At 36.7% G+C, this 20,882-nt stretch carries 17 protein-coding genes; 12 read left to right on the forward strand and 5 right to left on the reverse strand.

Features of this window, described 5'->3' with window-relative positions; translation table 11 throughout:
• The first annotated feature begins 19 nt into the window (after positions 1–19).
• From J7E44_RS17010 to J7E44_RS17060, 11 genes are all read left to right on the forward strand, one after another.
• Positions 20–4,249 carry a type I polyketide synthase gene (locus J7E44_RS17010; protein WP_214831607.1) on the forward strand — a complete coding sequence of 1,410 codons (4,230 nt, stop codon included), beginning with the start codon at positions 20–22 and terminating at the stop codon, positions 4,247–4,249.
• Positions 4,250–4,263: 14 nt separating this feature from the next.
• The gene (locus J7E44_RS17015; protein WP_251040612.1) at positions 4,264–4,536 is read left to right on the forward strand and encodes an acyl carrier protein; all 273 of its coding nucleotides are present in this window, start codon (positions 4,264–4,266) and stop codon (positions 4,534–4,536) included.
• Entirely contained in the window at positions 4,527–5,291 is a 765-nt protein-coding gene (locus J7E44_RS17020; RefSeq protein ID WP_214831609.1) for an alpha/beta fold hydrolase, read from the forward strand. Before J7E44_RS17015 ends, J7E44_RS17020 begins: the two co-directional genes overlap by 10 nt.
• Before the next feature lie 10 nt (positions 5,292–5,301).
• Complete coding sequence (locus tag J7E44_RS17025) at positions 5,302–7,707, forward strand: glycosyltransferase (RefSeq protein WP_214831610.1); 2,406 nt, start codon at positions 5,302–5,304, stop codon at positions 7,705–7,707.
• Between the two features lie 4 nt (positions 7,708–7,711).
• A complete protein-coding gene (locus tag J7E44_RS17030) occupies positions 7,712–8,983 on the forward strand; it encodes a condensation domain-containing protein (RefSeq protein ID WP_214831611.1) in 1,272 nt (423 codons plus the stop codon).
• 41 nt (positions 8,984–9,024) lie between these two features.
• Positions 9,025–10,296, forward strand: a complete 1,272-nt coding sequence (locus J7E44_RS17035; protein ID WP_214831612.1) for a condensation domain-containing protein — start codon at positions 9,025–9,027, stop codon at positions 10,294–10,296.
• Positions 10,293–11,552: a condensation domain-containing protein gene (locus tag J7E44_RS17040; protein WP_214831613.1), complete on the forward strand. Its 1,260-nt coding sequence runs from the start codon at positions 10,293–10,295 to the stop codon at positions 11,550–11,552. The genes J7E44_RS17035 and J7E44_RS17040 overlap by 4 nt, the downstream gene beginning before the upstream one ends.
• 2 nt (positions 11,553–11,554) lie before the next feature.
• A complete protein-coding gene (locus tag J7E44_RS17045) occupies positions 11,555–12,091 on the forward strand; it encodes a hypothetical protein (RefSeq protein WP_214831614.1) in 537 nt (178 codons plus the stop codon).
• A 462-nt stretch (positions 12,092–12,553) separates the two neighbouring features.
• Positions 12,554–13,108 (forward strand): hypothetical protein, encoded by a 555-nt coding sequence (locus J7E44_RS17050; RefSeq protein WP_214831615.1) that lies wholly within the window; start codon positions 12,554–12,556, stop codon positions 13,106–13,108.
• Positions 13,109–13,191: 83 nt separating this feature from the next.
• The gene (locus J7E44_RS17055) at positions 13,192–13,902 is read left to right on the forward strand and encodes an ABC transporter ATP-binding protein (RefSeq protein WP_214831616.1); all 711 of its coding nucleotides are present in this window, start codon (positions 13,192–13,194) and stop codon (positions 13,900–13,902) included.
• A 53-nt stretch (positions 13,903–13,955) separates the two neighbouring features.
• The gene (locus J7E44_RS17060) at positions 13,956–14,396 is read left to right on the forward strand and encodes a hypothetical protein (RefSeq protein ID WP_214831617.1); all 441 of its coding nucleotides are present in this window, start codon (positions 13,956–13,958) and stop codon (positions 14,394–14,396) included.
• 35 nt (positions 14,397–14,431) lie between these two features.
• Here the strand turns inward: J7E44_RS17060 and J7E44_RS17065 are convergent, their stop codons facing one another.
• The 4 genes from J7E44_RS17065 to lpdA all read right to left on the reverse strand — a co-directional run bounded on the left by J7E44_RS17065 (position 14,432) and on the right by lpdA (position 19,383).
• On the reverse strand, positions 14,432–15,232 hold the full coding sequence (locus J7E44_RS17065) for a patatin-like phospholipase family protein (RefSeq protein ID WP_214831618.1): 801 nt from the start codon (positions 15,230–15,232) through the stop codon (positions 14,432–14,434).
• A 66-nt stretch (positions 15,233–15,298) separates the two neighbouring features.
• Positions 15,299–17,242: a S9 family peptidase gene (locus J7E44_RS17070; protein WP_214831619.1), complete on the reverse strand. Its 1,944-nt coding sequence runs from the start codon at positions 17,240–17,242 to the stop codon at positions 15,299–15,301.
• 83 nt (positions 17,243–17,325) lie between these two features.
• The gene (locus J7E44_RS17075; RefSeq protein WP_214831620.1) at positions 17,326–17,919 is read right to left on the reverse strand and encodes a hypothetical protein; all 594 of its coding nucleotides are present in this window, start codon (positions 17,917–17,919) and stop codon (positions 17,326–17,328) included.
• A gap of 75 nt (positions 17,920–17,994) precedes the next feature.
• Complete coding sequence (lpdA, locus tag J7E44_RS17080; RefSeq protein WP_214831621.1) at positions 17,995–19,383, reverse strand: dihydrolipoyl dehydrogenase; 1,389 nt, start codon at positions 19,381–19,383, stop codon at positions 17,995–17,997.
• A 242-nt stretch (positions 19,384–19,625) separates the two neighbouring features.
• Between lpdA and J7E44_RS17085 the strand changes: the two genes are divergently transcribed.
• Positions 19,626–20,510 carry a hypothetical protein gene (locus J7E44_RS17085; protein WP_214831622.1) on the forward strand — a complete coding sequence of 295 codons (885 nt, stop codon included), beginning with the start codon at positions 19,626–19,628 and terminating at the stop codon, positions 20,508–20,510.
• A 94-nt stretch (positions 20,511–20,604) separates the two neighbouring features.
• On the opposite strand, the gene J7E44_RS17090 is transcribed toward J7E44_RS17085, so the two are convergent.
• Entirely contained in the window at positions 20,605–20,865 is a 261-nt protein-coding gene (locus tag J7E44_RS17090) for a hypothetical protein (protein WP_214831623.1), read from the reverse strand.
• Positions 20,866–20,882 lie beyond the last annotated feature (17 nt).

The following is a 20,882-nucleotide window of genomic DNA, read 5'->3' on the forward strand; positions in this document are numbered from 1 at the left end:
TCCTCTGTATAAGATAATTATGAAAAAAACAGATGTTGCTGTAATTGGTTTATCTTGTGTCTTTCCTGGGGCACAAGATGCCAACACTTTTTGGCAAAATATTGTCAATAAAGTCGACTCTACCCAACTGGCTCCTGCCGACAGGATCGATCCTGTGCACTTTAGTGATAGTACAAATTCAGTCGATCGTTTTTATTGCAAACGTGGTGGATTTATTTCTGACTACGAATTTGATCCCACAGCATTTGGCATTTTACCACTAGCCGTTGAAGGTACGGAACCGGATCATTTATTAACACTTGATCTTGTGCAAAAGGCTTTGGAGGATGCAGGAGTATTTCAGAAGCAGGTATCGTTAGAAAAAACGGGAATCATCATTGGTAAAGGAAACTACGCAGGACCCGGTGCTACCCGTGCCATCGAAATTGTGCGGACTGGTGAACAGATCTCCTCATTATTACATGAATTATTACCTCAGGTATCTTCAGCAGATATCGAAAAGGTTAAGCATGCCTTTCAGGAGCGTAAAGGACGTTTTGCTGCTGATACTGCTATGGGACTTATCCCTAATCTTGTCGCCTCTTTAGTCGCTAACCGATTCAATCTAGGAGGAGCCGCTTTTACAGTGGATGCAGCCTGTGCGAGTGCTTTACTTGCTGTGGATCACGCTGTACAAGAGCTTAACCGTGGACGTTGCGACATGGTTATTGCAGGTGGTGTGCATACAGGACAGAATGCTGCTTTCTGGAGTATTTTTGCTCAGCTTGGAGCGATGTCCCGCCAACAGCAAATTAAGCCGTTCAGCATGGATGCCGACGGATTATTAATTGGAGAAGGCTGTGGTTTCGTTGTTCTGAAGCGATTGGAAGATGCTGTCCGTGATCAGGATAAGATCTATGCTGTTATTAAAGGTGTGGGTGTAAGCAGTGATGGTAATGGAACCAGTGTTATGAGTCCGTCCGTTAAAGGCCAGTTAAAAGCTTTAAAACAAGCCTGGACTAATGCTGATATGGATGAAAAACAGATTGGTTATTTAGAAGCTCACGGTACAGGAACGCCACTTGGAGACAAAACAGAACTTCAGACCCTGGCTCAGTTCTTTGGTAAAGAAGAAGCCGCTCCCATCGCAGGTATCGGATCTGTAAAATCAAATATAGGACATGCAATGCCTGCAGCAGGTATAGCAGGTTTGATAAAGACCTGTTTAGCATTACATCATGATACTTTACCACCTACATTATATTGTGAAAATCCGGTTGCCGATATGGAGCAGACTCGATTTGCACCTGTACAGGAACCAAAAAACTGGTCAAAATCAGGTTTGCCAAAAGTGGCAGCAGTGAATGCTTTTGGGTTTGGAGGTATCAATGCACACGTTGTTCTTGAAGGATATGATAAGCCAAAAAAAGACCGTGTATTACTTTTAGCAAGAGCAACAAACGAAGAATTACTTTCCGCTTTACGGAATAACGAAACTATACCGGGCGAAGGAGATTACAGGGTTGCCCTCTTTGATCCAACACCTGAAAGAATAGAAAAAGCGATTAAGATTGTCTCTAAGAAAAACCCTTGGCGCAACAGACAGGATATTTGGTATACCTCTACTCCTTTATTACGCGATGGTGGTAAAATAGCCTTTGTTTTTCCTGGCTTAGATGGCCTTGCAAAAGGTGAAGTAGACAGTGTCAGTCGTTATTTTGGATTAACTGAACCTATACAAACTGAAGGTGATGGTCTGTTAACTGATGCATTAAACATTTTTAATTCATGCAGCATACTGGATACCGCGTTGAAAAATTTGGGTATCTCACCAGATATGAATGCAGGACATAGCTTAGGAGAATGGCTGGCTGGCTATTCCGCTGAGCTGGCAGAGGTAAACTCTGTGAAATCATTGATCGATGTACTTAATCCGGAAACTTTTGAATTAAAGGATTCCAGATTTATTGCGATAGGAGCAGGTATTGATAGCATTACACCTCTTATTGCAGAAATTCCAAATGTATATGTTTCTAATGATAACTGTCCCAATCAGGTTATCCTTTGTGGCAGCAATACCGCTCTTGATGAATTAGTTCCATTATTAAAATCTAAACAGATATTTCATCAGATTCTGCCATTCCAATCTGGTTTTCATTCTCCGTTTGTTGCTGACAAGCTTGATTTAATTCTAGAGGGAATGGAACAGGTACAGTTTCAAAAAACAAAGATCCCTTTATGGTCTGCGACCACCCTCACCCCATATCCTGAAGATCAGGAAGCGATCAGAAAACTGAGCGCTGAACATCTTGTTCAGCCGGTTCGTTTCCGCGAGCTTACTGAAAAGCTTTATGAAGAGGGTGCCCGATTTTTCATCCAGGTGGGTGCCGGCGGGTTATTAGGTTTTATTGATGATACATTAAAAGGAAAGGCCTTCAGTACTGTCGCTTCCAGCTTGCCAACCCGATCTGCACTTACTCAGCTGGAGCGTGTGGTCGCTGCATTATTTGTGGAAGGTAAAACTGTAGCACTTGACTTTTTAGACATCCATAATGATTCAAAAAAACCATCAGGTAAAGGAATCAAACTGCAATTGGGATCACCCATTATTCGTGATTTTAAAGAAATAAAATCTTTAGCACAATCTTTTGACACAAAACAAAAAAGTGTTTCAGCAACGGTAGCTAAGACGGGACATCCTCTTGTGCAGGCATTTCAGGAGAACATGACTGATATGATGCGTATGCAGGAAGAAGTACTGACCCTCTTTCAGAATCGTCTAGAAAATAGAGTTACAAATCCTATATTGACGAAAGTACCCACCCATGCGAATTTCTCCAAATCTCTGCATGTTAACCTGGATAGTCATCCTTACCTCATCGATCATAGTCTGTTGAGACAACCCAAAGGATGGACCGATATTGCAGATATGGAACCGGTTATTCCCATGACCATGATTTTTGAAGTATTAGCTGAAATAGCCCAGGCAGAAATAGAAGGAACACAGGTACATAAAATCATGAATGTAAATGTGTTTCAATGGATGAACGTTGCCAAACCTTTTGAGAAAACAGTAAAGGGAGAATGGCGATCATCAAACCACGCCTATCTGGATATTGAAAACTTCGCTAATGCAGAAGTGTTACTAACCTCATCAGCTCCTGTTGTTCCGGCCTTTGATCTTTCAATCGGAAATCTTTTACCAATCAATAGAACCCCTGAAGAGATCTATGAAAAACATATGTTTCATGGAGAAGCTTACCAGGGTATTACGGAGATTTCATCGGTTGGAACTAAAGGTATCGCAGGGAAAATTAAAGGAAATGGAGGAAAAGGTTCCTTATTAGATAACGCCGGGCAATTATTTGGACTGTGGCTACAACTGACTCTAACAAAAGACCGTATTGCTTTTCCTGTGAAAATCAGGGATATCGAATTTTTCGGTAATATGGATGATCAGGAAGGCTTATTTGAATGCTTCTGTATACTTACTGATTTAAATGAGGAATTTGCAACCGCTAACATCATACTGAAAAGAAACGGAAAAGTCTGGTGTGCTATTACAGGATGGCAGAACAGGAGACTTGAAATTGATGAGGCATTATGGAACGTTTCCATGTCTCCTTTACATAACCGACTTTCAGAAGAAATAGCTCCTCAGGTATTTTATTTTCATCAAGCTTACTCCAGAGTTGTTTCATGGGATTTTATTATGAAACGCTATTTCAATCAAACTGAAAAGAAATATCATAATGAGCTCTTACCTAACAAGCGAAAAAACTGGATGGTGAGTCGTGTAGCCGTGAAAGATGCTGTAAGAAACCTGTTACGCCAACAAAAAGATCATGCTTGTTTTCCTATTGCATTTGAAGTACGTTCGAATGAGGTTGGCAAACCTTATCTTATTGGTGATTCTACAGAAGATATCCATGTATCATTAGCTCATAAAGGAAAAGAAGCAGTAGCTATTGCCCGTCATGGAAGCCCCGTAGGAATTGATATGGAACTTATTGAAGAACGCAGCTCAGGATTTTACGATCTGGTATTTACTGATGCTGAATTAGCATTATTAAAAGGCCGGGATCAGGCTGAATGGACCACCCGGTTCTGGGTAGCCAAAGAAGCCTACGGAAAGTTTTTGGGCACCGGTCTGAAAGGAAATCCAAAAGCATACGAAGTTGAACTTATAACAGATGATCATTTATGGATCAATAAAATTGAAATAAAAACTATTAAACACCTAAATTATATTATCGGATGGACACTCTAAACCACACATTAAAAATGAATCACGAGGAGCTATTCACTCTTTTAAAAGGCTTTATCACCGAAGTAATTGGTGAAGAATTTGTAGAAGAAATGGACATTACTCCAGAAAGCTCGTTCACGAAAGACCTGGAAATGGACAGTATAGAAATCGTTTCTTTTTCTGAGAAAATCAAAGCCCATTTTGGTGAACAAATTGATTTCACCGGTTGGCTTTCTTCTATGGACTTAGATCAATTGATCAATCTTGACCTCCGTATGATCATCAATTATATCTACGAATGCCAATAATTACTGTTGACAATAGGAAAGTCCATATACAGGAACTCAATAAGGACGCTAAACAAACCGTGGTGCTTATCCACGGGATGTTCAGCAACTTATCAATTTATTATTTTAATATAGCTCCTATTCTGGCAAAACATTATCATGTGGTGATGTATGATTTAAAAAGCCATGGCATGAGTGAGCGTTTTCAAGATGGATACGACCTTGAGAGTATGTCATCCGACCTGCTCAATCTGATGGACTTTTTACAACTCAAAAAAGCACATCTTGTCGGCTACAGCTTCGGAGGTCTTATTGCACTGAAAACAGCATTAAAATATCCAGACCGTGTTGATAAACTTGCGGTTATGGAAGCTCCGGATCCCAGAGACGATAAAACGCGTGGTATCATTGACGAATACAGTAAGGAGTTTCTTGAACATTATGTTGCTAATTTTACTGATACTACAAAAGTACAAATGGGTAAACGGCAAATGGAAAAAAACCACCGTATGTATGAGTTCTTATTTGAACAAACGAGCATCAAAGCAGATATGATCAAAGAAAAGGATTTTCTCAATGAGACTGATTTATCCGAATTGGCTTCTTCTACATTATTGCTCTATGGATCCCAATCCAATTGTAAGCCTACAGGTGAATTATTAAAAACGCAAATTGGCAAAGCTGAACTGGAATTGATTCCTGGTGATCATAATATCCCTATACAGGAACCGGCTCAGATAGCAGAAACCATCAATCATTTTTTATCTAAATTTTAAACACAAAACTATGGCTAAATTTGTATTTGTTGTCCCTCCATTGACAGGCCATGTCAATCCAACTCTAAGTATTGGAGCGACTCTATTGGAAAGAGGGCATCAGGTGGCTTGGATCAGTCTTGATAAAAATTTAAGCACCAAACTTCCTGTTGGAGGAGAATTATTAGTTATTGAATACGATCAGACAGATGAATCAAAAAAAGAAAGTGAACAATATCTCGATATAATTTCAAAAAAAGTAGTGTACGGCATCGACAGCATCAAATTTCTTTATGAAGATGTACTCATTCCTTTAAACAGACATTGCTATAATGGTATTGTTACTTTGCTAAAATCATATCAACCGGATCTGGTTATTGGGGATCATCAGCTATTCGTCGCATCTATTGCTGCGAAAAAGCTAGGTCTTCCTTATAGCACATCTGTTACTGCTCCCGCTGCCATTAAAATTATGGACGAATTGCCTAAGGTACACGAATGGGAAGTGAATCAGATCATCGAACTGCAAAAGGAACTGGGAATAACAGAAAACCGTTCATTGGCTTCTTCAGATCTTTTAACCATGGTTTTAACGTCCAGGTATTTCTTTGGTGAAATGGAGTTACCATCCAATTATCAGTTTACGGGCCCAGTTCTTACAGAACGCCGTATTTCGTGTGAATTTGATTGGGACAGATTAAATAGCAGCACTCAGAAGAAGATTTTAGTAAGCATTGGTACCACATTCGATCATGATCATAAGAAAGCTTTTTTCCAAAAGGTAGTTGATGCATTTCAGAATGAAGACTTAACCGTTGTAGTGGTTTCAGATCCACAGCTTTTTGATAGCTGGCCGGAAAATTTTATGGTCTATCAACAGGTTCCTCAATTGGATCTATTACCTTATCTGGATGGAGTCGTTTGCCATGGAGGACATAATACGGTTTCTGAAGCACTTTCAAATGGCCTGCCTTTAGTGGTTATTCCAATTGCATATGATCAATCCCATGTAGCTGGACGTGTCGTACGTACAGGGGCTGGTGAACGTCTTAATTTTAATAGATTTAAATCAAATCATTTAAAGGAAGCTGTACAGCAGATCTTAAACAACCCTGAGTATCGTGAGGCGGCCGAAATTATCCGTCAGTCTTTCATTGATGCCGGAGGTTCAGCAACTGCAGCCAATTTACTTGAAAAGGCTATTATTTCTTCTTCGAAACAAATAAAACCCCGCTCTAAATTCTTATTTGTTATTCCACCGTTCTTTGGACATATCAGTCCTACATTAAGTGTCGGTGTAAGCTTGATTGAAAGAGGACATGAAGTGAAATGGTTTGGAATTACCCCGCTTTCCAATGAACATATTCCGGAAGGAGGATCTTATTTCTATCCTGAAGAAGATCTTATTCCATATCAGGATGAAATCAAGCGTATCCTGAAAAGACAGGATGATGGACCTGCCTGTTCCGGACCTGAAGTAATGAAACTCGCATTAGAAGAAACCTATGTTCCATTTGCCAAAATGATGATGCCGGGATTAAGCCGCCTTACGGAAAGCTGGAAACCTGATGTCATCGTTAATGACTGTATTTCTTTTGGTGGAGCATTGTTTGCTCATAAACATAATATTCCTTGTGTAACGACCACTCCTGTTCCTCCGGATGTAATGGGAGATACAGAAAAAAGTGCACCTAAAATATTTGAATGGCAACAAAATCTGATCAAAGATCTTCAAAAAGAAGTGGGAATTGATGATGATGGTATTTTTATCCATTCTCATAAATTGAACCTCGTGTTTACCTCACAGGCTTTTGCAGGTTTTGAAACCGTACCTTCTCATATGAAGTTTGTAGGTCCGGTAAAAGGGCGACCAAATGATGCTCCTTTTGATTGGGATCGTTTAAATGCATCTACCACACCTAAAATATTTGTGTCTTTAGGTACTCTGTTGGTGGACATCAGAAAAGCTTTTTTCGAAAAGATCATCGCTGCATTTGCAGATCAGCCGGTTACTATTGTAGCAGCTACTCCACCCGATATTTTTGAAGAATGGCCATCTAATTTTATTGTAAATAGTTTTGTACCGCAATCAGCGTTAATGCCACACATGGATATGGTTATTTGTCATGGAGGTTTTAATACCGTTAATGACACATTCCGTAATGGACTGCCAATGTTGATTACACCAATTGCTTATGATCATTTTCATATTGCAAAATTAATTGAGCAGGCAGGTTGTGGAAAGAGTATCCGATACAAACGATTGCGTATTGAATCGCTTCGTGAAACAGTGTTTGAATTGCTTGAGGATCCAACATACCGAAATGCAGCCAAAGAGGTTCAGGCTACCTTTCTTACTGCAGGCGGCAATGATAAAGCTGTAGAATTGTTAGAAAATTTTGTACAAGAAGAACAATCCGTATTAGTTTCTGTTTAATCCTATGAAAAGAAGATTGTTATTTGGTGAGCGCATGTTGTTAGGCGATGGAACAGAACCTTTCAATGCGGTTATTCCTTTCAGACTGAGGGGTGACTTCAAAGAAGAAGAAATCCAGCATGCCCTGAATCTGATTCAGGCCAAACACCCATGGTTAAGAGCACTCATCACTCACGATGAAAAAAATGTGCCTTGGTTTGAAGTGCCTAAACTCACCATACCTATTCCTATAAGGCTAGTGATCCGTGAAGGAGAAGATGATTGGCAGGAAGAATCCAAGAAGGAATGGAATACGGTCTTTGATTATAAAAAACTTCCCTTAATCCGCTTTGTATGGATTAAAGGAGAAGGAGTATCAGATATGCTTTTTGTGTTTCATCACTGTTTATCTGATGGAGGTTCCGCGATGACATTTTTATATGAATTTCTAAAGGTATTGAACGATCCCACTACCGATATTGGTATTGAAAATCCCATATTAGGAATTGAAGATGTTGTTCCATCTGCAATTTTAACGAATCGCAGACAGAAGCTGAAAGCAAAATTTATAGGCCGGCTGGCAGCAACAGCTATCAAATGTTTTCCTATGAGAAAAAAAGCTATTGACCGGCAAAACGATTATCTTATCCATTGGAAATTTGATCAGACGACCAGTAAACAATTGATCGCTTACTGCAAATCAATAGAGATTACTGTTAATACTTTTTTAAGTGCCACTTTACTTCAGACATTTAAACAAGTAAGAGGAACAGTAGCCTTTAATAAAGTTTCATGTCCTGTAGATATCAGGCGTTTTGCAACACAGATAAAAGAAGATCATATTTTCGCTTTCGGACTGATGATTACCATTTCATCCAATGAGAAAATGAGTTTTTCAGATAATTTACCATTGATGCAGGAAGCTGTAGAGCGTGAAACTTCGAAGCTCAATCCATATCTTACTATGATGGTAATGGAATCCGGACATGATGCTTTAGAAAATTTCACAAAACTATTAAAGAAAGGCAAATCATCCAATGATTGTATGTTCTCGAACCTTGGACGTATCCAGATCCCTCATGATTATAAGAAATTTACAGTAGACACTATTTTTAGTCCTTCAGTAATTGGTCCTTTGGGTAATACTACTACCATGGTGACTTCAACATTCAGAGGGAAAATGGACTTCTGTTTTATGGGAAGTGAGGGGTATTTACCCTATTCGGAGGCTATAGCCATTCGCGATGAAATGATAAAATCGATTGAAGCACAGCTGGAATATGTAGCCGTATCATAATTAATTTAGTAAGAAGAATCAACATTAATTTCAATATAACCATGAGAAGAAAATTATTATTTGGTGAGCGTATGATACTAGGAGATGGAACTGAGGCTTTTAATGGCATTATTCCGTTCAGACTAAAAGGTACTTTCACATTGGAAGAGATCCAACAGGCTTTGGTTCAGCTTCAAAATAAACATCCATGGCTTAGAGCACACGTCATCCACGATGAAGAAAATATTCCCTGGTTTGAAGTCCCTGAAAAGGTTGTACCCATTCCTATAAGGGAAGTTCCCCGAACAGGAGAAGACGATTGGCAGGAAGAATCTATGAAAGAATGGTATATGCCTTTTGATCATAAAAAATTACCTCTGATAAGATTTGTATGGATTAAAGGAGAAGAACTTTCAGATATGTTTTTCTCGTTTCACCATTGTTTATGTGATGGTGGTTCGGCAATGACCCTTTTGTATGAATTTTTACAGGTATTAGATAATCCATCTGCTGATATTGGTATTGAGAAACCTATCCTTGGAATTCAGGATATCGTTCCGGCAGCTATTTTAAACAGTCGCAGACAAAAGCTGAAAGCAAAATTTATAGGCCGGGTGGCATCTACTATAATCAAATACGCTCCTTTGGGCAAAAAACCAATTGAAAGGCAAAAGGACTATATGATCCATTGGAAATCTGATCGTGAATTCACACAACAACTGATCTCTTACTGCAAATCGAATGGTTTTACAGTTAATACTTTTTTATGTGCAATAGTCCTTAGGGCATTTAAAAAAATAAGAGGAAAAACGGCATTAAATAAAATTTGTTGTCCTGTAGATATAAGACGTCTTACACCTCAAATTAAACATGACCATATTTTTGCTTTTGGGTTGATGGTTGAAGTTTCTATCAATGAGAAAATGGATTTTATAGATAACGTACGTCAGATGCAAAAGACCGTAAAACGTAAGACTGCCAAACTTGATCCTTACAATAAGATGATGGTGATAGAGTCCTGGCACTATGCTTTGGATGATTTCACAAAAATATTAAGGAATGGTAAGTCAACCAATGACTGTATGCTCTCCAATCTGGGGCTTATTCAGGTTCCTAATGATTATAAGAAATTTACTCTGGATACCGTTTTCAGCCCTTCCGCTCTTGGTCCTTTGGGTCAAACCACAGGATTTGTAGTTTCAACATTCAATGGAGAAATGGATTTTACTTTCATTGGAAGTGAGGGATATTTAAAATATTCGGAGGCATTAGCGATTCGTGAGGAAATCATAGAATCCATTAAACAACAAATGGAATATATAGCAGTATCATGATCAAACGAAAATTAATGATGGTAGAAAGAATCATGTATGTTGATTCCAAGACACCTTTAAACTGTGTATTTACCGCAAAAATAAATGGAGTACTTCGAGAAGAAAACTTTATAGTAGCTTTAGAAAAAATTCAGCGGAAGCATTCTTTACTTAGATCCAGGATTGATATCGATAGTGAACAGTATCCTTTTTTTATAGAAGAGAAAGAGATGACCGCCATTCCTATTCGTACAGTGCAGCGGCAAACTGATGAAGATTGGTTGCTGGAATCCGAAAAAGAGTGGTTCCGCATGTTTGAAGATCATAAGAAACCACTGGCTCAGCTGGTATGGGTTAGAGGGGAGGCTGTCTCTGAAATTCTTTGGGTATTACCTCACTGTATTTGCGATGGAACATCACTTGTAACCCTGATGCGGGAACTTCTCTGTCTGTTGGATAATCCCTCTCTGGAATTGGATTCTTATCAGGCATTTAGCTCCGTCAATGATTTTCTTCCTGCCGGGTTTAATACAAAAAAAAAGGTGCGCAAAGCAAGGTTCTTTTTGCTGATGGCCAGACTCTTTTTTCTGATGCAGCGGAAAAGTAAAAAAAGAAATTTTGGGAAAAACTATGTCATCCATTGGAAATTGAATCCAGAAATAACCACGCAGATTACCAATACCTGTAAATCTCATGGTGTTTCTGTACACTCTCTATTATGTGCTTCATTCATGCAGGCATTTCAGGAAATACAGGGATCTCAGGCTAAACGAAAAGTGATCAGCCCTGTGGATGTCCGTCATTTTATTCCGGAAATTAAGCAGGATCATGTATTTGCTTTTGCCCCAACGGTAGAGCTTTCTTTAAAAAAAGGCAATCACGGCTTGTTTGATCACGCCGCACAAATTAAAAAAGAGCTCCTTGAGAAAATACAGAAAATAGAGGCGCGGGAACTTTTATGGATGGGTGAACAGATGCATCCTATCGTTGAGCGTATGATCAAAGTGCTAAAATCAAGCAATGGCGGACATGATATTACCTTGTCCAATATGGGTAAAATTGATATCCCGGATAAATACCGGAATTTTAGGCTTGAAACAATTATAAGTCCCACAGTTGCTTTTCCCTGGTTGAATTCGAATACCCTGGTTACAACTACCTACAACCAACAAATGGACTTTACCATGATGTCGAATGAAGATTTTCTTTCCCAGCAGAAAGCCACCGAAATTAAAGATAAAGCTCTTGAATTACTAACTGTATCTTTGCAGAATTAATCATGAAACCTGATCCATCTAAAGAAATAAAAAAGAAAACTACCCTTAAACGCTTTTTAATAAAGCGAACCCTTTATTATGTCCTTCCCAATATGATTTTTAATTTTATTGTTGCTTATGCAAGCTTCAGGGAGTTGGGTTATACTCATTTCTTTGCAGGAACACAAAATCTGGCGAGGCTTACTTTGCCAATGGCCATATTTTTACCCGTCATTCTCACCATTGATATTATCAAAAGAGTGACTGTTGCTGCCGAAGAAGGATCTATTGAGTTTATGATCGATGATAATCTCAATACAAAAAGATTAATGACCAAATTGAGCATTTTACACGGTGTTGTTAGTGGTTTATTGGTGCTATCCATGTTGTTTTTAGCACAATATAACTTATCAGAGTATTATAAATTAGATGCTACTGCAATGGCCATTCTTGTTGGTGTACTCGCTGGTTTACTGTCTGTATTGTCTGTTTATCTGCCGGTTAGACACTTAAGAAAATACTTTTATAAACCGATCTCAACCACTGAGTCTATTCACTGAGTCATTTTGCGGCTTTTTTTATATTATTAAGTAATTACTGATTTCGTCAGAATATAATTTTTAGAGGCTAATAATTGTTAGCACCTTACAGGGAAATATTTTCCGAACTTTTTAATTAAATTAAATTTAATATTATAAATTTGTCTTTCTAACACATCAGAAAACATGAAAAATTTATTTTATCAATCCCTTGGGACAGGTCTCTCTGAGGCCATTCCTTTGTATCAACCGCCTCTTTTTCAAAACCATACTAAGTTTTCACCTTTTTTAATATAAAGCGATCTAAGTAATTTGGCATGAACTCTGTTGCTACAGAGTTGAATGTTGTACATCATATAGCCTGTATTTCAAAAATAAATATCAAAAAAAAGTGTTACTTTTGCTTTAGGGACGAAGTTTTCCAGATTATTTCATCCCTGAATTGTGAGGACACCATATTATAAAATGTTAAAAATCAATCCAATGAGGAAAATAATTTTACTATTTACTTGTCTGTTCGGTATTTCAAGCTTCGCACAAATTAAAGTGTTGAAAAATGAAAGTTTAGTGGAAATAGGTAAAGATAATTCTGTTGGCTTATATAAAAAGGAAGATAAATTTACGGTTAATTATCAGGATCTTAACACCAGTAATCTCAATACCTTCAGGTCTTTCTCTTTCCAAAATATGAATGGAGATGTAACAGATCTTTATAAGCTGATTACAGATGGGTTCATATCTCTTCCTGAGAGCAATATTACTTTAGAACTTCCTAACGATATTATAGAGCTTCATTATGAAAAAAATTATGGCCAGCCTACTGTTCAGTTTATCCAATATATCAATAAGAACAGAAAGTATGTTGGAAAATCTCAATTTTTAAATAAAAAGCAGGTAGATAAGATCTTTGGAAAAACAAGTGGAAAATCAGCTCTGTATGATAAATCAGCTGGCATGAATAATACCCATATCAACAAACAGGAAAATTCAGCCTCAACTAATAATTCAGGCAATAAAAATAAAAAATCCAGAAAATAATTATTATTTTTACAATATAACTGAACTCATTCACAGGAATGAGTTTTTTTATTTTTATTTTTGCAAAAAGATCATTACATCATATGTCGCTTCAAATAATCAATTTAACCAAAAAATTTGGTGAGCAAACTGCCCTTAACGATATTAATATCACCATTGATAAAAATGAGATCATAGGTCTTCTGGGACCAAACGGTGCAGGAAAATCAACTTTAATGAAATCTATTGTAGGGGCACTAAAGATTGATGAAGGGCAGATAATTTTTAATGATAAAAACATTTCAGAACACGAAATAGAAAGCAAGAAAAACATTGGATTTCTTCCTGAAAACAATCCTCTTTATCTGGAAATGTATGTGAAAGAATACCTGCAGTTTGTCGCTAATATTCATAAAATATCTGAAAGCCGGGTTAATGAAGTGATAGAGCTTGTAGGAATTACACCTGAAAAGTCTAAAAAAATAAGTCAGCTTTCAAAGGGGTATAAACAGAGGGTCGGTTTAGCACAAGCTATTATCCATCAGCCAGATCTGCTAATTTTAGATGAACCTACCAATGGTCTGGATCCTAATCAGATCATCGAAATCAGAAATGTAGTAAAAGAAATTGGCAAAGAAAAGACTGTTCTTCTCTCTACGCACATTATGCAGGAAGTTGAAGCCTTATGTTCACGTGTCATTCTTATCCATAAAGGAAACATTCTTCAGGATTGCCCGATCGATGAATTTAAGGGGAAATTTGCCAGCCTGGAAGAGGCTTTTGCCAGCTATACATCGACTTTACCGCCATCTTAAATGGCTTTATATTTGATTAGGTTCAGGTAATCTAATTTTAAAACCTATTTGCCATGATCAAAAAAATTTTAATGGGCACGTTTTTTATAGCCCTATTTTCTACCGTTAATGCTAATAGCTTTAGCGAAAATCCGATTATACAATCCAAAAGCAGTTCAGCCTATTTTCAGCAGGTTCCTAAAACAGTTATTATTAAAACTAAGAAGTTTAAAGTACGAATTGATTTACAACCGAATGGAAAATACCTTTATCAGGCTTGGGGTGCCAATTCAAAAATAACCTCGAAACCGAATATGATCATCAGCGATGGTGAATTAGTTCCAGATGGTTCCGGAGGAAACTATTACTATGACTTTACAAATAAAGGGTATCATTACCAGATTTGGAGAAATTATCTTACCGATTCAGCGAAAAAAGCACCTTACACACTTGTTGTAAGTGATGAAAACGGTAATACAGTGGTAGAACAAGATGGACAAGTCGTTAAAAAATAAAATAAAAACTCTCACTATCAAGGTGAGAGTTTATTTTATGCTCCCAGCTGTTTAAGCTGTGTATAGAAATTACTATCTGCAAAACTATCTTTTGCTGCATTATAGCCTATATTAAAGATCTCTTCTAAGCGATCTTTTTTTCTTTCAAAAGTTCCATAGCTAGAGAGTTCCTGTGATGAAATAAACCAGTCACAGTAACCAAATTTTCCTTTTTCAATTCTATAAGAAAGAAGATCATAAGAACGGGAAACAATGGCTTTGATCGATTTTAAATCTTTAATATCGATCTCATGAGGCGGAGATACAAAAACTCCAATTAATTTATCACACTCCTCTCTGATGATATCTGCCGGAAAATTATTTAACACCCCCCCATCACAGAACATTTCTTCACCAATGATATAAGGGGTTGTAATCCCTGGAATTGAACATGAAGCAATGATAGCGTCTGTCACCATAAAGTTGTCATCAAATATCTTCTCTGTCCCCGATACCAATTCTGTGGCAACGATTTTTACTTCTTTATCTAAATCTCCTAATTTCATATCATGAAAGATCGGTTTCAGATAATTTGTAAAAATAATAGAAGAAACTAATCCAGGTTGATTGAAGGCAAAATGCTTCCAGTTGAAGAAATAAACTGAGTTGAAGAATTCCAGAATTTCTTCCGGTGTTTTACCTACAGCATATAAACATCCTACAATAGAACCGGCACTGCAACAAGACAGTACATCAATATCAATATTCTTTTCAATTAAGAATTTTAAAACTCCGGCATGTGCAATACCCTTGGTACCACCTCCTGATAAAACAAGCCCTACTTTCTCAAGATTCATAGAATAAAATTAAGAAAACAGGGCGAGAAAAACAGATTATTTTTTATAAATATGCCAATTTTAAAATTATTTTAATAAAAACTCCTGCATAAATCTTATGGTCGCAAGACGTTGGAAATCTATATTTTCCTTTTTCCGAAAGCCGTGACCTTCGTTTTTAGCTTCCAGATACCACACTGTTTTCCCCTGAGCTTTCAGTTTATCTCTCATCTGTTTGGCCTCTGAAACGGGGACTCTCGGATCATTGGTACCCTGAATAATAAACATCGGCTTTTTGATTTTGTCAATATTGTTCAGAGGGGCAATTTTTGTAAAGAATTCAGCCATTTTGGGAATTCTTTCGTCCCCATACTCTACTCTCCGTAGATCCCTTCTATATTCTTCTGTATTTTTCAAGAAAGTATTAAAATCGGAAATCCCTACAACATCTACAGAACATCGGATTTTATCTGCATATTCATAAGCAGTAGCCAATGTCATAAATCCACCATAACTGCCCCCCATAATCATTATCCTGTCTTTATCCAGTTCGGGTTGTTTTGCAATCCAGTCTAATAAGGCACCAATATCTTTAACAGAGTTCATTCTTAAATCCCAGTTATCAGCAGCAATAAATGTTTTTCCATATCCTGAAGAACCTCTTACATTTGGAAGGATCATTGCGATACCCATTTCATTGGTGAAATAATTACCTGAACCTAATGATGACGCCATAGATTGGCTTTCAGGACCACCGTGTATGGAAATAATAACAGGCCTTTTACCTGTAAACTTTGATGAAGCAGGATAATAAAATCCAGTAATCCGGGTATGATCAAAACTCTTCCATTCTATTAATTTTGGAACGGACATATCTGCAGGCTGCATCTCTCCCTGCTCACTTTCTGTCCACCTTTCAATATTTCGTGAAGCCAGATCGAGTTTATAAATATCTGTTCCGCTATTGGCTGCTGATTGTGAAAAATAAAGTGACTTACTATCACCTGTGAATTTTGTTCCTCCGATCAGACCCATAGGAATCTTATTGATTGGAGTATACTGGTTGGTATTTGTATCCAAAAGATACATTTTATTAATTCCATTTTCATTGGTTACAAAAATCAATTTAGATTTATCTTTTGATACTTCATAACTTTCAACATTCCAAGGAATTGAACTCGTTAAATAGTTGATCTTTTTTGTTTTTAAATTTAAAAAAGCCAATCTATTAAATTCATTGTCTCTGTCTGTTGTATACCATATTTCATCTGGAGTTTTTCCAAAAGAAGCTCCGGTCTGTACCACTCCTTTTTCTTTTCTATCTGTAATAGATTCAAGATTTTTAGTTTCCAGATCATAGATGTACAGATAAGAATCATTAGCTGAAATATGTTCATCAAGGAGTATTTTTTTTCCATCATCTGAAACATCATTAATTCCCCAGCCACCACCTTTTACCTCTAGGATTAGTTGTGTATTTTCCGGATGCAAAGGATCCATATAATAAATATCTCTATCCCCACCATTTCTCTTTGTTGATGTAAAAAAGAATCCTGATCCATCTTTTTTCCAATTAATACCACTGTTCTGGCTTCTTCCGCCATCGGTAAGTAATTTAGATTCGTATGTTTTTAGATCCAGCTTATACAGCTGTCCAAATTCATTCCCTCCGGCATCCCTTATGTAGATCAGATATTCTCCTTTTACCGGTTCATAACTTGCAATATTCACTGGTTCATCAAAAAAAGTAATCTGTTTCCTATCTCCCATGGGGCTGGAAATTTTATGAAGCTGATTAGTTGATGCAAAACGGGTTGTTGCGATCAATTCTTTGCCATTTGGATGAACATCGGCTAATCCAGCATTTCTGGTTTCAGAATATTTTTTAATTGCCTGGGCTAAAGCTTTTGGAATCGGTAAAATATTTTCTGCAATAAGGTTTTCATTAGGGCTTACCAGCTCATTTTTTTCTTGTGCTGAAAGAAACGCCCCAGCCATAGAAAGAGCAATCATGATATATTTATTCTTCATATTTAATTTTTTACTGAAATTAAATAATTTTCAACAAAAAACCACAGATAAAATCTGTGGCTATATACTTTCTTAAATTAGAATTAAGATTTATCAATTTTAGAATCATACAATCGAAAAAGCTCAACATAATCTGCCTCAGTTTTCGCACCTTTCAATTTTTCTTCCAAATCCGGATAAGCCTTAAGCATTTTTCTAAATGCCCCTTTAAAATCATTAAAAAATCCTGAATACAATACATTCTTATCCTTATCAATAATATATCCTTTGATTTCAAGCTGAGCACGAAGTGCCGGATTACGATAATCTTTATACCAATTTATATTTCTACCTTCATACATAATTTCAATTAAACCTTTTTCTTTCGGCAACCTTTCTGCGGATTCGAAATACTCATGTTTTACATTATTTTCATCCGTAATTTTAATGTACTTTACATCAGTCGGCTCTACCGAGGTCTCATTTCCTTTATCATCTTTCATTTTCATTTTAAATAAAATCGTAGCAAAATAATATTTCTTATTTGTGAATCTACCTACATTTCTGATGGTAGCTTGGATCGTATCATTAGAGTTTTTTAAAATATATTCCACCGGGAAAAAACCTTTATTTTCCTTCTCCTGAGAAAATATAATCAGCGAAAACAAAGAAAAAAATAAAATTAATGTATTTTTCATAATTAAAAAATTAAAAAAAAGCCCAGACAAAATCTGAGCTTTATTATATTATCTGGTAATATTCTATTTTATAAATTAAATGTGAATTACTTCACCATAAGCAGCAGCAGCAGCTTCCATGATAGCTTCAGAAACTGTTGGGTGTGGGTGGATAGATTTGATGATCTCATGACCTGTAGTCTCTAGTTTTCTAGCAACAACAGCTTCAGCAACCATATCTGTTACTCCTTCACCGATCATATGACATCCTAACCATTCTCCATATTTAGCATCAAAAATAACTTTGATAAATCCATCAGTATTTCCGTTTGCGGTTGCTTTACCACTTGCAGAAAGAGGGAATTTACCAACTTTGATCTCATATCCTTTTTCTTTAGCCTGCTTTTCCGTAAGACCTACAGAAGCAACTTCAGGGTGGCAATAGGTACATCCAGGGATATTACCGTAGTCAATTTTCTCTACGTGCATTCCTTTGATCTTCTCAACACAAGTGATTCCTTCAGCTGAAGCAACGTGAGCTAAAGCCTGAGTTGGGATAAGATCCCCAATTGCGTAATATCCAGGAACAGATGTTTCGTACCATTCGTTTACTAAAACTCTCCCTTTATCAGTCTGGATTCCTACTTCTTCTAAACCGATGTTTTCAATGTTAGCAGCAATACCTACCGCTGAAAGTAAAATATCCGCTTCAAGAGTAATGTTTCCATTAGCTGTTTTTACGTTTGCTTTAACACCTTCTCCGCTAGTATCTACACTTTCTACAGAAGCATTCGTCATAATTTCAATTCCTGATTTTTTCAGAGATTTTTCTAAGTGTTTAGAAATTTCTTCATCTTCAACCGGAACGATATTTGGCATAAATTCAACAACAGTTACTTTTGTTCCCATTGTATTATAGAAGTCAGCAAATTCTACTCCAATAGCTCCAGAACCTACAACGATCATAGATTTTGGCTGCTCAGGAAGTGCCAATGCCTGTCTGTATCCGATTACTTTTTTACCATCCTGAGGTAAGTTTGGTAATTCTCTTGAACGTGCACCTGTTGCAATAATGATATTGTTTCCAGCATATTCAGTTACTTTACCATCTTTATCTGTAACAGAAACTTTTTTATCTTTTAAAACTTTAGCCGTACCAAGAATAACATCAATTTTATTCTTTTTCATCAGGAACTCAATTCCTTTGCTCATTTTGTTAGCAACACCACGGCTTCTTTGAATTACATTTGGAAACTCAAAACTTGCTTCCACTTTGTTCAAACCATAGTCTTCTGCATGATTGATATAATGAAAAACCTGAGCAGATTTCAATAAAGCTTTAGTTGGTATACATCCCCAGTTAAGACAAATTCCTCCTAAGTTTTCTTTTTCGATAATTGCAGTTTTGAAACCCAATTGTGCCGCTCTAATCGCTGTAACATATCCACCAGGACCACTTCCGATGACAATAATATCGTAATTCATTAGCTTAAAATTTTTATGCGAATTTAAGGAAAAAATATTGGATGTAACGTATTTATGAAACTTCATATTTTGTAGAAAATATAGACTATTTATATACTTATTACCGCATAAATAATACATAATCAGCTAAAAAAGAAGGGTGTTTTTAGATAACATTTCCTCCACATCCCCTTATTAATAAAAAATAATCATCATTTTTTTCAACAACTAGTATATTTTTTTTTATTTTTATAAAAAAAACAATGAAAAATTATTATTTGGTTATTTTATTATGCAGCGTATTCGCAAATGCACAAGTCGGTATTGGTACAACAAATCCCAACAGTACATTAACAGTCAATGGCTCTTTAGAAGCGGATTACAAGGAGATTACAGCAGCTACTTATGCTATAACATCTACGGATCATTATCTGACTTACAATGGAACAGCTCTTACTACGTTTACACTTCCTGTAATAGGAACAGGTACTACAAGCTATACCGGAAGAATTTACAAGATAAAAAATGTATCTTCATTTAATATTACTATTCAAGCCTCCAGTGGAAATACACTAAGAGCAGATAACACACCAGTTCCAACTTTTACAGTTCCACCAGGAGCTTATGCCGAAATTGTTAATAATAGTAATACGACGGGTGGAACATGGGATTTATCTTTTTCTGCTTTACCAAAGCCAGGAAACGTTGAAGTTTATGGTACCTCTTTATCTATTCCTCCTCATGGTGCAGGTACTGCCCCTGTTGCTGACTGGACCAACCATACGAATGCAACATTCGATACAGGTTCAGGTACAGACAGATGGTGGGTAATCAGCAAAACTTCTTTTGCTTATGCCCATACGGCGAATTTTGCTAACACCAGCAGAATGACCCTTGTTTATGAATATCAGGGAACTCCTTTCAATATTACCAATATGTTTCCTATCTTAACGGCTGGTAATAATTCCAGTTTTCCAGACGTATTCACTGCATCGTTTGTAAGTCTTGCAAATAACGGGACTGCCGGAAGAACCAGAATTACAGTATCTGTTGCCCGTATTGATTTTACCGGTGCCAATGGTTCAAATAATAGTAACTGGACGGGGACTTTTATGCTTAATTTATTGTTAGCAAGAAGAGTATTCTAAAAATTACCACAATATAACTATCTATAAAAAGAGCAGGTATTTCCTGCTCTTTTTACATTTCAATGCTATTAATATTTTCAAGTAATCTAAATGATTACATTTTTTTCAGTAATTTTTTTTCGTTTCGATATTTCCAATTTAAAGCCTTTAATTGGTCTCGTTTCATCTTTTTGGTCGCTAGTGGATGATTCAAAATAAGTTTCTTTTCTCGATTGTATCGTTTATCCAGCTCACGTGATTTCATATTAACCAGTTCACTTTTCGAAGGATGTGGCGGAGGTGTTGGATGTCTTTGTGCTGAAACATTCATCGATAGGCCTACTAATAATAGTGTTGATATAAATAACTTATTCATGATATTTACTTTTATGA

It is taken from the genome of Chryseobacterium sp. ISL-6 (assembly GCF_018613715.1).
In the GTDB taxonomy this organism is placed as follows: Bacteria; Bacteroidota; Bacteroidia; order Flavobacteriales; family Weeksellaceae; genus Chryseobacterium; species Chryseobacterium paludis.

Excerpts from the sequence above, each read along its gene's own strand:
- J7E44_RS17055 (WP_214831616.1), top strand. The coding sequence starts at position 13,192 with ATGTCGCTTCAAATAATCAATTTAACCAAAAAATTTGGTGAGCAAACT.
- J7E44_RS17070 (WP_214831619.1), bottom strand. The coding sequence starts at position 17,242 with ATGAAGAATAAATATATCATGATTGCTCTTTCTATGGCTGGGGCGTTT.
- J7E44_RS17025 (WP_214831610.1), top strand. The coding sequence starts at position 5,302 with ATGGCTAAATTTGTATTTGTTGTCCCTCCATTGACAGGCCATGTCAAT.
- J7E44_RS17020 (WP_214831609.1), top strand. The coding sequence starts at position 4,527 with ATGCCAATAATTACTGTTGACAATAGGAAAGTCCATATACAGGAACTC.
- J7E44_RS17040 (WP_214831613.1), top strand. The coding sequence starts at position 10,293 with ATGATCAAACGAAAATTAATGATGGTAGAAAGAATCATGTATGTTGAT.
- J7E44_RS17090 (WP_214831623.1), bottom strand. The coding sequence starts at position 20,865 with ATGAATAAGTTATTTATATCAACACTATTATTAGTAGGCCTATCGATG.
- J7E44_RS17085 (WP_214831622.1), top strand. The coding sequence starts at position 19,626 with ATGAAAAATTATTATTTGGTTATTTTATTATGCAGCGTATTCGCAAAT.
- J7E44_RS17015 (WP_251040612.1), top strand. The coding sequence starts at position 4,264 with ATGAATCACGAGGAGCTATTCACTCTTTTAAAAGGCTTTATCACCGAA.
- J7E44_RS17075 (WP_214831620.1), bottom strand. The coding sequence starts at position 17,919 with ATGAAAAATACATTAATTTTATTTTTTTCTTTGTTTTCGCTGATTATA.
- J7E44_RS17010 (WP_214831607.1), top strand. The coding sequence starts at position 20 with ATGAAAAAAACAGATGTTGCTGTAATTGGTTTATCTTGTGTCTTTCCT.
- J7E44_RS17050 (WP_214831615.1), top strand. The coding sequence starts at position 12,554 with ATGAGGAAAATAATTTTACTATTTACTTGTCTGTTCGGTATTTCAAGC.
- J7E44_RS17065 (WP_214831618.1), bottom strand. The coding sequence starts at position 15,232 with ATGAATCTTGAGAAAGTAGGGCTTGTTTTATCAGGAGGTGGTACCAAG.
- J7E44_RS17060 (WP_214831617.1), top strand. The coding sequence starts at position 13,956 with ATGATCAAAAAAATTTTAATGGGCACGTTTTTTATAGCCCTATTTTCT.
- J7E44_RS17030 (WP_214831611.1), top strand. The coding sequence starts at position 7,712 with ATGAAAAGAAGATTGTTATTTGGTGAGCGCATGTTGTTAGGCGATGGA.
- J7E44_RS17045 (WP_214831614.1), top strand. The coding sequence starts at position 11,555 with ATGAAACCTGATCCATCTAAAGAAATAAAAAAGAAAACTACCCTTAAA.
- J7E44_RS17035 (WP_214831612.1), top strand. The coding sequence starts at position 9,025 with ATGAGAAGAAAATTATTATTTGGTGAGCGTATGATACTAGGAGATGGA.
- lpdA (WP_214831621.1), bottom strand. The coding sequence starts at position 19,383 with ATGAATTACGATATTATTGTCATCGGAAGTGGTCCTGGTGGATATGTT.